Source organism: Paenibacillus sp. SN-8-1 (genome assembly GCF_050995535.1).
In the GTDB taxonomy this organism is placed as follows: domain Bacteria; phylum Bacillota; class Bacilli; order Paenibacillales; family Paenibacillaceae; genus Fontibacillus.
Genome location: NZ_CP194782.1, coordinates 197189 through 210439 on the forward strand (window position 1 = coordinate 197189; position 13251 = coordinate 210439).

A 13251-nucleotide genomic window follows, 5' to 3' on the forward strand; every position below is an offset into this window, starting at 1 on the left:
GACACCTTCAAATTCTAAGGAGTGAACGGAAATGAACGTATTGGATATTCGTGGGCTTACCAAGAAATTTGGCAATTTCATCGCGGTGGATAATATCTCCCTGAGTATTAGGGAGGGGGAGATTTTTGGCTTCCTGGGTGCCAATGGAGCAGGGAAAAGCACCACGATTAATATGATCGCTTCGCTGCTGCGTCCCTCAAGCGGGGAAATCCTCATACTGGATCGGGATATCGCGAAGCAGAGTCGATTCGCCAAGATGAACTTGGGCATTGTCCCGCAGGATTTGGCGATCTACGAGGATATGACCTCTTATGAGAATGTAAGCTTTTTTGCCGGGCTGTATGGACTAAGAGGGACGGAGCTGAAGGACAGAACAGAAGAAGCGCTGCAGTTCGTGGGCCTTGCCGATAAGGCCAAGAGTTACCCGAAGGATTTCTCGGGCGGTATGAAGCGGCGCCTGAATATTGCTTGCGCTCTGGCGCATAAGCCCAAGCTGATCATTATGGATGAACCTACGGTGGGTATCGATCCCCAGTCCCGTAACTATATTCTGAACTCCGTCCGTAAGCTCAATGAGGATGGATGCACAATCATATATACGAGTCACTACATGGAAGAAGTAGAGGAGATCTGCTCACGCATAGCCATTGTGGACCATGGAAAGATCATTGCCGAGGGGACCAAAGAACAGCTTACCGCGACCATTACGGACGTGAAGGATATCCGGATTGAAGTGAAGTCACTGAGCGATGTACCGGCGGATCAGCTCCGGTCGATCCCAGGTGTCCGTACCGTCCATCTTGATGAGCATGAGCCCGTAATTAGAATTCATAGCGACGCGGCTGTAGATAACTTGAACCGGATTCTGAAGGAACTGATTGAAAGCGGAGCGGAGATCCGTTCGGTTGAAGAGCAGGAGCCGAATCTGGAGACCGTGTTCCTGACATTGACCGGACGCAATCTGCGGGACTAATAGGCGCGAAAAGGAGGCTGTGATCATCTAATGAATAATATAGTGGCCATTGCGATAAAGGAAATCAAGCACGATTTCCGGGATAGACGTACACTGCTGTTTATGCTGGCTTTTCCCATTGTGCTGATGCTGATTCTGGGGCTGGCGCTGACGAATGCTTTCGTAAGTACCGTGAGTCTTGGTGAGATGAAGGTGCTTGTTAAGGACAGCAGTCACGGCGGGCCCTTGGCTGAGGCGTTCAGTACCTTCACGAAGGAGCTGAAGAAGTCAGACATTCATTTCGAGACCCTTAAAAAGGGTGTGAACGGGATGGAAGAGATCAAGCAGAACCAGTATGACGGGTACATGGAGCTTACCGACTCAGGAATTTCGCTTTACAGCAATAATCAAAGTGCTATAGAAGGCAATGTGATTGAGGGCATGCTGAAGGCCTTCACCGATAAGTATAATGCGGTCTCTGCAGTTGCCAAGGTCGATCCAGCCAAGATCAATCAGCTGTACGTACCTGGCGCTTCCGCGAGTGGAAGCTACATCAAAGAGACCTCCGTAGCTGCGGATCGGCAGCCGGGTTCCATGGACTATTATGCTGTAGCGATGTCGGTCATGGTTGGCCTATGGGGAGCGATGTCGGCTGGCCGTCTGATCCGAAGTGAGATTGTGCAGGGCACGGCTCCGCGTCTTGTCGCCTCTCCTGTACGGCGAGGTCAGCTGTTCGCAGGCAAGGTACTGGGGAGCATTGTACAGAACTTTTTATGCGTGCTTGTTGTGGTACTGTTCAGTAAATTCGCTTTTGGAGCCTATTGGGGAGAGCATCTGGGCATTGCATTGCTCATCCTATTATCCGAAGTGATCATGTCAGTCAGTCTGGGGCTCGGAGTGAGTTACTTGTTCAAGGGCAAGGCCTCAAGCGGGATCTTGATGCTGTTCGTGCAGCTGGCTGCCTTTTTCGGTGGTGCTTACTTCCCGGTCAGCGCCTCCGGTACGGATGTGGCAAGTTATTTTGTTAACCTATCTCCAATCCGTTGGTCTAATCATGCTTTGACAGAATTGATATACGGTCAGGGCTCGGTCTTCTCGGCTGTAGGGCCAGCTATTAGTCTTAATATCGGCCTGGCAGTTCTGCTGCTGGCGGTATCAGCAGTACTTATGCGGCGTAAGGAGGGATTGTAAGATGTGGGGAGATATTGTCTGGCTAATGTTAAGCACCCTGAAGAGAACTTTCCGCAAACGCTCGAATTGGCTGTTGTTCTTCGGGCTTCCGGTGGCGGGGATTCTGATCTCGACTGTGCTCTACGGGGGATCGGGTCAGAATGTGCTCCGGGTTGGTATTGTTAATGAAGACAGCGGGCAGCGTATTGCAGCGGATACGATCCAAATGGTACAGGGGCTGAAAAATATCAAGGTGGTGCAGGTGAGCGAGAGCCAGCTTAGAAGCGAGCTTGCAGCCAGCAATCTGGATACAGGAATTATACTGGGCGCCGGCTATTCGCAAAGTATACGTGGCGGCAATCCGGATCATATCACGATCCAGTCGGTTAAAGGAGCCACAGTGACGACTTATATCAAAGCTATGCTGAATCAATATATCGATAATATATCTTCGATCAGCAGAATAGCGGGCAATGATTCCGGGAAATTCGACCAGCTGTATGCCGCATTTCAGTCCAAGGAATTTAAGCTTACGGTCAGCACGGTTCAGGATACTTCAAGTACAAAGCGAATGTCCTATCAATCGATTGGATTTCTCATTATGTTCATGATGACCTCAGCGGTCAATTTATCGGAACTCATTCTGATCAATCGCGAGAATCGCACCTATTTCCGTATACTGTCTTCTCCGATCAGTTCAAGAACCTATGTGATTTCAAATATTCTGGTAAATCTATGCGTCATGCTGGCCCAGATCGTTGTAGCTTTGTTCTTCCTTACGTATGTATTTAAGCTGAGTACCGGCATGAGTATGGGGCCGCTGCTGCTCATTCTGGGGTTGTTCTCCCTGACCTCAGTAGGAATCTCACTGGTGGTTGTGGCATTCTCCAAGAACAGCGCCTCGGCTGGCGCGCTTCAGAATTTCATTGTGACCCCGAGCTGTCTGCTCTCCGGCTGCTTCATCCCGCTAGAGATTATGCCGAATGCAGTTCGCCGGATCGCGGACTTCCTGCCTCAGAACTGGGTGCTTGAATCGTTCGAGAAGCTTCAAACCGGTGCGGCCATAAGCAGCATTTGGTTCAATATGGTCCTCCTCCTGGCTTTCGCGGTGCTGTTCTTCTTGATTGCCAGCTACAAGTTTGGGCGGAATAATGACACCCGGAACTTTGTATAGGAATTGAACGGGAATCTACTTAGATAAAAAGTATTCTATGCTATAACCTCAGGCTCATCGCGGCTTGAGGTTATTTCCATTTACCTGGGGCCGTGAAATTCCTTCTGTGGTAGTGAAGGGAGCGGCACTATAAATTACGCGGAAAGTGACTTTGGTACGTGGCAATTTTATTGTATAATTGCTTAAAGAAAGCGAATACACGTAACTGGCATCTTAGACAGCTGCAAAGTTAAAGAGGAGGTTCTTATGCAAACCAGGCTGCAAATTTTTAGCGGATCATCCAATCCGAAGCTGGCGGCACAGATTTGTGAGCGGCTTGGCGTACAATTAGGCAAAATCAAGCTCTCCCGGTTCAAAAGTGGTGAGGTCTATGTTCACTATGAGGAGAGCATCCGTAATTCGGATGTCTTCATTGTACAATCGCTGTCCCATCCGATTAACGAGCTGTTCGTAGAGCTGCTGGTCATGATAGATGCAGCCAAACGGGCGTCTGCCCGGACGGTCAACATTATTATGCCTTACTACGGATATGCCCGTCAGGAGCGGAAGTCAGCGCCCAGAGAACCCATCTCGGCCAAAATGGTAGCGGATGTGCTGACGACCGCGGGTGCCACCCGTGTTGTGACGATTGACCTGCATGCCCCTGCCATTCAAGGATTCTTCAATATTCCGGTGGATCACCTGACTACCCTGGATATTATGACCTCCTATCTGAAGTCCAAATCGATCACGAATCCTGTCGTGGTCTCGCCTGATGCTGGACGGGCTTCCATGGCAGAGAAGCTGGCAAGCGGGCTGGATGCTCCTTTTGCCATGATGATCAAGAAGAGACCCGCCCATAATCAGTCGGTTATCACCCATGTCATCGGGGACGTCAAAGGCTTCACACCGATCATTATCGAGGATCTGATCGATACGGGATCGACAATTGTGAATGTGGTGGAAGGTCTGAAGGAGCGCGGGGCCGAGGATGCGTTCATCTGTGCCAGCCATGGGCTGTTCTCCGATAACGGGATGAAGCGTCTTGAGCATCCGAATATTCGGGAAGTGGTCATCACGGATTCTATTGCTCTGCCGGAGGTACATCCTGAGGTATTCAAAGTGCTGTCCGTAGCACCTATGCTGTCACAAGCCATTCAAATTATAGTTGATGGTGGTTCCATTGCCACTTTATTCAAGGATCGCGGGATATAATATATCCCGCTTTTTCTTTTACCGTGGGACGAAAGGCCTCTCTATGGTATAATACCTGAGAGACTTTTAGGGATATAAGAAGGAGGTGCCTTGCTTGAAAGAGAAAAAACAGCATAATGGCGGTGTACCCCGTAAAGTGGTGCCCATCCGCATGGATGCGGGCTTTTTCTTTGAGAGAGCCGTCTCTTCACTGGACCGCTATCATTACGACAAGGCATTGAAATATTTTCGCAAGGCTGTCGAATATGAGCCGGAGAATCCGGTGAATCATTGCAATATGGCGGGTATATTATCCGAAATGGGGGATTATGAAGGCTCCAATGCCGTTCTTTCTTCGATTCTGGAGAAGGTAGATCCCACCATGACAGAATGTTATTTCTATCTGGCGAACAATTACGCCAATATGGAGCAGTTCGAAGCGGCTGAAGAAGCGCTTGTCACATATTTAGAGCAGGACGTCAGCGGTCAGTTCCTGACTGAGGCAGAAGAAATGATGGAGCTGCTGCATTATGAACTGGAACGGCCGATGAAGCTGAGTTCCATAAAGTCACGAGAAGGCATGGTTGAGCACGAAAGTGCGCGTGCCCTGCTTGAAGAAGGGAAGTTCTCCCAGGCTGTGAAGCTGCTGGAGGATATTCTGAGCAAGAATCCTGATTTCCTGGCTGCGCGCAATAATCTGGCTCTGGCGTACTATTACCTTGGATTATTTAATAAGGCGCAGGGCACAATCGGTGATGTTTTAGAACGTGAGCCGGGCAATCTGCATGGTCTGTGCAATCTGGCCATCTTCTATCAGCATCAGGGGGATGAGAAGGTTCTGGCTGAGCTGACCAGCCAGCTGCGCAACATTGTGCCTTTTCATCAGGAGCATGTATTCAAGCTTGCAACTACGATGGGTATTCTGGGGGAGCATGAATCGGCTTACGGTCATTTCAAGCGGCTGATCAAGGACGACGAACTGAACTTCGATCCTTGCCTGTTCCATTATGCCGCGGTAGCTTCATATAATACGGGGCGCTATGCCGAGGCGAGGAAGTATTGGCAGCAGGTACAGAAGCTGGACCCGGCAACCGAGATTCCCCGCTTCTATCTGAACCGCCTTGATGCTCTCCGTGAGAATGGGGAGCACTTCCAGGCCAGCTATCATTATCATCTTCCTTTCGAAGAGCAGTTCAAGCTGTGGGAGAAACAGGATGCGGGGATACCTTCAGGGATGAAAGAAGATCCGCTGATCCGGTCGTCATTCTTCTGGGCACTCCGGCACGGGGATGCCAGAACCAAGCTGCAGGTCATCCAGGCCTTTGGCAGTATTGGAGACGTGGAAGTTATTGAAGCCCTGCGAGCTTTTCTAATGGAGCCTGAGGAAGAGAAGTACTTGAAGAACATTGCGCTATTCGTACTACGAAGTCTGGGTGTGAAAGAGAGCATTCCTGTTCGCGATCAGGATGGAACAAGAATGGCTGATCCGCAGGTGATCTCCTCCGAGCTCCCGGTCTGGGAGGATCGGTGGCAGGCTGTTATCGATACAGCGGCGCAGAACATGGATAAGCGCTACAACCTGCTCCAGCGGTATGATCTTGAGATTCTATGGGTTGATTTCCTGACTCGCCAATATCCGAAGACACCAGTTATCACTACGGCAGCTGGCTGGGCTGCGGCGCTTGAATATCTGACTGCCAAGATGCACCGCCGGCCGATCACTTATGAAGAGGTCGCGCGCCGCTATGGAGTGTCGGTGTCTACAGCGAGTAAGTATGCGCGCCGCGTTGATGAAGTATGCGGCATCAAAGAGAAGATGGATGTTATTTTTCCTTCGGTCTAATCCGTTTAAATATACTTTTTATAGAACAAAGTTAGAAAATTGAATTCGTGAAAGAAGTAATGGAGGGAAAGCTTGGAACTGTAGGGGCGTCAGCGACCGCCTACAAGCTTTCTGAAAGAAAGCTACATCGGAAGCATATGCTTGTCTCCGGATTTCCACCGCCTAGGGCGGTAGAAGTCAAGAAATCTGGAGGTGGGCAGGGGACGAAAGTCCAAGCATTCGCCGTAATTACGACCGTACTGTGGATGTGCATATTTTAACGGTGTTATTATAATTACACTTTGAATAACGGCACGTGGAATAAGGTCTTATGTTTATGCTATATATGCAAAAGGGTATAAGATTATCTGAAGCAGGAGAAACCAATTCCAAGGAGGTTATCCATAATGTATAAATCTATCGTGATCGGAACCGGGCCCTCCGGCTTAACGGCAGCCATCTATTTGGCCCGTGCCAACTTGAGCCCGCTGGTCATTGAAGGCCTTGAGCCAGGCGGTCAGCTCACAACGACCACCGAAGTAGAGAACTTTCCAGGATTTCCGCAAGGAATTCTGGGACCTGAGCTTATGGACAACATGCGTAAGCAGGCGGAACGCTTCGGCGCTGAATTCAGGAACGGCTGGGTAGAGGAAGTGGATTTCTCCAAGCGGCCATTCACGATTAAGATCGCGGGCCAGACTGGCACGCTTGAAGCGGAGACGGTGATTATCTCAACAGGGGCATCCGCGAGATACCTCGGGATTCCGGGGGAACAGGAGAATGTTGGACGCGGAGTAAGCACCTGTGCAACCTGCGATGGCTTCTTCTTCCGCGGGAAGAAGATTATCGTGGTCGGCGGCGGTGATTCCGCTATGGAGGAAGCGAGCTTCCTGACCCGTTTTGCCTCGGAAGTTACACTGGTGCACCGCCGCGATGAGCTTCGTGCATCGAAGATCATGCAGGACCGGGCCCGGGATAATGAGAAGGTGAAATGGGCGCTGAACCGCACCCCGCTTGAAGTGGTTACGGACGAGAAGGGCGTTAAAGGGCTGAAGGTTCGCAACAATGAGGCCGGCCAGGAAGAAATCGTGGAAGCGGATGGCGTGTTCGTTGCGATCGGACACACCCCGAATACGAAGTTCCTAGGTGGTCAGATTGAGACTGACGAGCATGGCTACATTGTGGTTAAGCCGGGCACAACCGAGACTAACATTCCGGGCGTGTTCGCCTGTGGGGATGTTCAGGATACGAAGTACCGCCAGGCGATTACAGCCGCGGGCTCGGGCTGTATGGCTGCGATGGATTGCGAGAAGTTCCTTGAGGGCGCAATGGTGCACGACTGGAGCGAGACACTCGATCTATAAGCATTTCAATGTGAAGGACCCTATACCTTTTGGTATAGGGTCTTTTTGCTATTAGGCCCGATGACGCCCTTGGCTTCCGTTAGGCAGGCCAGGCTTATATGTGAGGCACGGATGCCAGTATGCATCGGGTAGCGGAGGCTGCTGAGTTAGTCCGTGTGAGCGGACAGCGCTGCCTTCAACCTACTCGATCTTGGCTGTATCCACTGAATCAGAGTCAGTCTGGGCATGAACAGACATGGACGTCAGGCTCACTGTAATAATCAGTAGGGCATAAGCAGCCGTAGCAGCTGCCTATAGACCATTGTGAATATGGATCTCATTCCGAGTGCACCCCTTAAATTTCTTGCCTGTTGAAATAGACAAGTCCTGCAGCCAGGAACACAATGAAACTTCCAACAACCGTGATCATCAGGCTTTCAAAGGGGAGGTTCATTCCCAGCGGGCCGGAAGCTGCCGTATTTGGAGGCATCATAGCCTGGATAGGCTGTGCCCAAGGGTAGTAGGGACGGATTCTGTCCGAATTCACAACCAGAATGTTAGGCACGGTAAAAATCACATTGACCACCAGCGGTGCCGCAAAGCTGACCCAGCGCAGCGATACGCCGAGCTGAAGCGCGGCCAGCGGCAGGCAGGCAACCCAGCCCCCAACGATGCTGCGGGTGATCATCGCCCAAGGGAAGGGCTCAGTTACACCGTGGTAAAGGGCCGTGCCCACGAAGCTGCCCAGGAATAGCAGCTGGGTGAAAGCCAGCATCGCTGCCACGATCAGGAACTTGGCGATGAACACAGAGGTGCGTGATACCGGCAGGGCAAGCAGAGCTTTCCAGCCGCCGCCCATATGCTCGTAGCGGCATATAAACGAAGCGAATACTCCAGTTAGAATCGGCAAGAACAGCAGGGAGTGGAACAGGCACATCGTTGACAGGAGCAGGGGATATGCCGGCATGTCCGGCTCAATCGTTGTCATAATTCCAACGAGCAGGGCCAGTGCAGGACTGGCCAGAGCCAGCAGCCATAGATGAGATTTAGACATCTTGAGCCGTTCGGACGAGAGGACTCTAAGGAATGTATTCAATTTAGTTCACGTCCTTCCGGTTAAAGTGCAGTAATGCAAAGATAAGAATCAGCAGCCCAAGAGCAAACCCTGCGCCAAGAAATGGGAGCTGGTTGTCCGCTCTGTAAGCCAGCGCTGGCCAGTTCAGCGGGAACAACTCAGATAGACTGCCTGTAAATAAGGAGCAGATCGCAAGGGCTAACCCGAGGGTAACAGGTAGTGCCTGATTCTTGTAAGTTAATGACAGATAGAGCTGCAGGGCTAGCAAAGGCAGTGAGCCTATGAATGGATAGAAACTGATCTTCGCCAGATCTGACCATGGTAGAGCGGAGCCGAATCCAAGGCATAGGCCGAGTACAGCGGTTCCGATCGATAGCAGCAGGCAGGCAACCGCCATAAGAATGAGACTCAGCAGGAACTTGGAAGTGAATACGGCCGTGCGCGATATGGGCAGGGCGAGCAGCTGCTTCCAGGAGCTAAGCTGATGCTCGACTCCGGCCAGCATGGAGCTGACGAGAGTGCTTCCCATGAACAACGCCAAGGGCACAAAGGCCATCATATTAGTGATAAGCCCTTCCCACAAATGTCCGTGGTATTGCTTGACCAAGTAGTCATAACGCAGCCCGAAGTTTAGCGCCTGCATTACGACAAGTCCGATAGGAGCGATGAAGATCAGGAACCAGATTCCCTTGCCGCGGATCTTGAGGAAGTCTGATGATAATGCGCGGCCAATCATAAGGACTTCACCTCCCCGATCACTTCCATGAAGATGTCCTCCAGTGATTTGTTCTTCTCCTCCACCCGGTAGATCAGGTGTCCATTCTCCACAAGATGCTTGACGAGTCCGGCTACCTGTTTATCGTTAATTCCGTTAAAATAAAGCCTTCCATCCTGCATCGTCCCGGCAAGTCCGTTGTCCTTGGCCAGCCAGAGTGCTGACTCAGGCTCGGACAGGGAGATGTTGATGCCCCCGGCCGCCTTCTGCCTCAGGTTAGAAATGGTGTCCTGGAACACCATACGGCCTTCGCGGATGATGCCAACGGTTCCCGCCATCTGCTCCACCTCGCCAAGCAAGTGGCTGGAGACGAGGACGGTGATGCCGTGCTCCTGGGGCATGCGCTTGATCAGTTCCCGGATTTCATGGATACCTGACGGGTCAAGTCCGTTCGTAGGCTCATCAAGAATAAGCAGCTCAGGTGAACCGAGCAGAGCGGAGGCAATCCCGAGACGCTGCTTCATACCAAGGGAATAACCCTTCACCGCACGCTTCGCTTCTTTGGTCAGGGATACGATGTCGAGGACCTCGTCAATACGGGACTTCGGCACATTCAGAATGCGGCGGATCGCCTCCAGATTCTCTACAGCTGTCAGATGACCGTAGTAAGATGGATACTCAACGAGAGATCCGACCCGGCGCAAAATATTAATTTTGTCCCGTCTTAGATCTTTTCCGAGAATTTCGACCGTTCCCTTCGTAGGGCGGATAAGCCCAAGCAGCATACGGATCGTTGTAGTCTTACCGGCGCCATTGGGGCCGAGAAACCCATAAATTTCGCCTTTTTTAATTTCAAGATTCAGACCGTCAACGGCGGCGCGTCCACGGTAGCTTTTCGTTAATCCGCTAGTTTTGATCACATAATTGTTCATTTCTCTCACCTCGATAACCAGCATAGTCCTGCCAGTTTAAATGCCGGTCCATCCGAAGTTTAAAATTAGGTTAAAAAATAACAAAACCAGAACGTGCGGCTACACGTCCTGGTTCAAATGAATATATATTATTGGGTTAAAGGCGCTATTCGCATAAGCGTTCCGCTGCCATTGCTCTCGATCTCTAGCCCCAGGTCCATTTCCTTAAGCAGCAGCTGAACGATGGACAGCCCAAGTCCGGCCCCTTTGCCACTGCTGTCAGAGAGCATGCCGGGACCGCGGTCCGTAATGATCAGAGTGGGGCGGCCGTGATGGATCTCGGTATCCAGGCCGATATAACCGCCTGATCTGGCATGGCGGACGATATTCTGGAAGAGGTTATCGAGTACTCGCCGGAAGGCCTGTTCATCCACATTCCAGATCAGCGGGTCTCCCTCCAGGTTGATATCGGGGGAGAGCCCTTCCTTCTCCCATAAGGGATACCAGGCCGCCGCGCTCTCCCGAACGATACGCAGCACATCCTGGGGCTTTCGGTGAATGGCATATTTGCCGCTGGTTAAGAGGTTATAAGAGAGCAGATGATCGATCAGGTGATCCAGGTCGCTCATCTTATCCTGCATTAAGGAAAGGGACTGCTTCCCTTGATCGGTAAGCTGCTCCTTCTTCAGCGAATACAGATGGCTGCCAATAACGGTGAGCGGGGTCCTCAGATCATGGGACAAGTTGCTGATCAGACGCTTGCGCAGCAGCTCCTCTTCTTGCTCCCGCCTGCGGCTGTCGCCAAGCTGGTCGATCATGGAATTGAACGATTGCTCAAGCAACCCAATCTCATCAGCCCGGCCGGTATGGATCTTCATAGGAAGCCCATCTTCTCCGGGGGAATGCATAGCCGATTCGAGCGTAAGCAGCCGTGTTCGGATCCCCCGGAAGAATAAATACGAGATTCCGGCGAAGAAGGCGAACAGAAGGAGCAGCGTGATGGCGAATAAGCTTGGATCAGAAGCAACACCATTTTGCTGAAAATAGCTCTGGGGAATTTCGATGACCATAAAGCCCTGCTTCTTCGTGGGCGTATCCCCTATAAAAGCCAGAACGGCGAAGAGCTCACTGTTCCCGGTGCTTGCCTTCATGTACTGGATGGCATCCTCATTTGACCATTTGACCGGACGTGACCCGGGGGGCAGCTGGAGGCGCGTTATTCCGCTATGATCGACCCAGAAAATGGAGGCGAAGGGATATTTCTGTTTGAATAGCTTCAGCCTCTGATCAATCTGATCGGGAGTAGCATCCGCAAGCTGCTTGGCGGCAGTATGCCAGTTATCGGTCAGATACTCCCTCCGTATGAAATGCTTATTCTCCTTCGGCTCATTCTCGCTTATAACGGCACTCTTAACGAGCCAGGACGCAAAGAAGCTTAACGGAATCACCACCGGAACGAACATGAGTGCCGCGAGGACAATTAGCAAATACCGTGACAATAATGAACTTCGGAATTTGGGGAATCTCTGGAACCTCATGCCTTCACCCTGTACCCAATCCCGCGGATCGTTTCGAGGATTTGTGGTGCGGCAGGATCAAGCTCAATCTTTTCTCTCAGATAACGGATATGCACCATCAGCGTCTTGTCCCCATCGAGATAGGGATCTCCCCATACCGCTTCATAGATTTGTTCCTTGGTCATCACTTGGCCCAGATGCCGGATGAGGTACATGAAGATCTGGAACTGCTTGCCGGTCAGGATAATCTCGCTGCCTGTCTCCTTGTTCTCCAGCCGGTTCTCCCGCTCGAATACCCGTAAATGTCCAATCTCTAAAGGCTTACCACTCAAGGAGCCGCTGCGGCGCACCAACACTTCAATTCGCGCCGCAAGTTCATCCGGGTGGAACGGCTTCGTCAGATAGTCATCGGCGAATTGCAGCCCCTGCAGCTTGTCATCGATGGAGGAACGTGCCGAGAGCATAAGGATGGGCAGCTCCGGGTGGTTCCTCTTCAGACGCTGTCCAACGGTGAAGCCGTCAAGACCAGGCAGCATCACATCCAGAATGACCAGATGACAGTCGGCTGCCGCTTCCACGGCGCCTTCGCCGCTCTTAAGCCATACCACCTCGTATCCCCTTTCCTTCAAGTCCTTGCTCACCCAACTTCCGATCTCCGTATCATCTTCTATGTAAAGTATATGGATTGCCACGTTTAGTTTCCTTTCCGGCCGTGCCCTAATTTTGAGTGCATTATACCACGAACTGCCAAGCTGCAAGAAATAGAACCAAGGCCCGTCACGAGAGTTGGGGCATCCGATATGAGATGCGTTAAAGTTGTTAATAGAAAGGTACTATAGTAACTCCTTGGGGAGTTGCACGGCCTTTCGGCCGCTCGTGTATCAATTTTATCTTTACTTGTGACTTTAATCACAATGCGCCTCTGTAGGGCGTGTTACTTTTAAGTTGAGAAAAGTTCTCATCCAGGGACACACCAAGAGGCGGTGACGATCGCCCCCGGTTTCCCAGCATGGAGGTTATTCCTATGAGCAGAAAATCCGTTAACTTTCAATCGAATTTATATGATCTGTGCACAGCAGATCCAGAGATTATAGACATCATGATCAGCCTTGGCTTCGGGCATATTGCCAAGCCCGGTATGCTGCAAAGTGCGGGAAGATTCATGACCATCCCCAAAGGCGCGGCAATGCGGAAGATCCCTATTGAGGAGATCGTGCAGGCCTTTAAGGATAGGGGATACGAAGTTATAGCCTAGGTAAAACGAACTTAAAAAGATGACATGTGAGGGAGGAGTAACGGAGGGGAAGCTTGGAACTGTAGGAGCGAAAGCGCTCGCCTACAAGCTTTCTGAAAGAAAGCTGCATCGGAAGCATATTCTTTGTCTCCGGATTTCAACCGT

The 13251-nt window shown here is 51.2% G+C and carries 12 protein-coding genes; 7 read left to right on the top strand and 5 right to left on the bottom strand.

Annotated features, from left to right (window positions below):
• Positions 1-31 precede the first annotated feature (31 nt).
• The 6 genes from ACRRNK_RS01075 to trxB all read left to right on the top strand — a co-directional run bounded on the left by ACRRNK_RS01075 (position 32) and on the right by trxB (position 7655).
• Positions 32-973 carry an ABC transporter ATP-binding protein gene (locus ACRRNK_RS01075; RefSeq protein ID WP_433944997.1) on the top strand — a complete coding sequence of 314 codons (942 nt, stop codon included), beginning with the start codon at positions 32-34 and terminating at the stop codon, positions 971-973.
• Positions 974-1003: 30 nt separating this feature from the next.
• On the top strand, positions 1004-2143 hold the full coding sequence (locus ACRRNK_RS01080) for an ABC transporter permease (RefSeq protein ID WP_433944998.1): 1140 nt from the start codon (positions 1004-1006) through the stop codon (positions 2141-2143).
• A gap of 1 nt (position 2144) precedes the next feature.
• Complete coding sequence (locus ACRRNK_RS01085; protein ID WP_433944999.1) at positions 2145-3296, top strand: ABC transporter permease; 1152 nt, start codon at positions 2145-2147, stop codon at positions 3294-3296.
• Between the two features lie 246 nt (positions 3297-3542).
• Positions 3543-4490 carry a ribose-phosphate diphosphokinase gene (locus ACRRNK_RS01090; RefSeq protein ID WP_433945000.1) on the top strand — a complete coding sequence of 316 codons (948 nt, stop codon included), beginning with the start codon at positions 3543-3545 and terminating at the stop codon, positions 4488-4490.
• 94 nt (positions 4491-4584) lie between these two features.
• Positions 4585-6312, top strand: coding sequence for a tetratricopeptide repeat protein (locus ACRRNK_RS01095; protein ID WP_433945001.1), 1728 nt, complete (start codon positions 4585-4587; stop codon positions 6310-6312).
• Positions 6313-6698: 386 nt separating this feature from the next.
• Positions 6699-7655: a thioredoxin-disulfide reductase gene (gene trxB, locus ACRRNK_RS01100; protein ID WP_433945002.1), complete on the top strand. Its 957-nt coding sequence runs from the start codon at positions 6699-6701 to the stop codon at positions 7653-7655.
• Between the two features lie 334 nt (positions 7656-7989).
• Here trxB and ACRRNK_RS01105 read toward each other — a convergent pair whose 3' ends face one another.
• The 5 genes from ACRRNK_RS01105 to ACRRNK_RS01125 all read right to left on the bottom strand — a co-directional run bounded on the left by ACRRNK_RS01105 (position 7990) and on the right by ACRRNK_RS01125 (position 12544).
• Positions 7990-8730 (bottom strand): ABC transporter permease, encoded by a 741-nt coding sequence (locus tag ACRRNK_RS01105; protein ID WP_433945003.1) that lies wholly within the window; start codon positions 8728-8730, stop codon positions 7990-7992.
• A gap of 1 nt (position 8731) precedes the next feature.
• Positions 8732-9445: an ABC transporter permease gene (locus ACRRNK_RS01110; RefSeq protein ID WP_433945004.1), complete on the bottom strand. Its 714-nt coding sequence runs from the start codon at positions 9443-9445 to the stop codon at positions 8732-8734.
• Entirely contained in the window at positions 9442-10356 is a 915-nt protein-coding gene (locus tag ACRRNK_RS01115; protein ID WP_433945005.1) for an ABC transporter ATP-binding protein, read from the bottom strand. Before ACRRNK_RS01115 ends, ACRRNK_RS01110 begins: the two co-directional genes overlap by 4 nt.
• Positions 10357-10484: 128 nt before the next feature.
• Positions 10485-11834, bottom strand: a complete 1350-nt coding sequence (locus tag ACRRNK_RS01120; protein WP_433945006.1) for a histidine kinase dimerization/phospho-acceptor domain-containing protein — start codon at positions 11832-11834, stop codon at positions 10485-10487.
• Positions 11835-11869: 35 nt separating this feature from the next.
• On the bottom strand, positions 11870-12544 hold the full coding sequence (locus ACRRNK_RS01125; protein ID WP_433945007.1) for a response regulator transcription factor: 675 nt from the start codon (positions 12542-12544) through the stop codon (positions 11870-11872).
• A 332-nt stretch (positions 12545-12876) separates the two neighbouring features.
• Here ACRRNK_RS01125 and ACRRNK_RS01130 point away from each other — a divergent pair, with 332 nt between their 5' ends.
• Entirely contained in the window at positions 12877-13107 is a 231-nt protein-coding gene (locus tag ACRRNK_RS01130; RefSeq protein ID WP_433945008.1) for a DUF1858 domain-containing protein, read from the top strand.
• Positions 13108-13251: the final 144 nt, after the last annotated feature.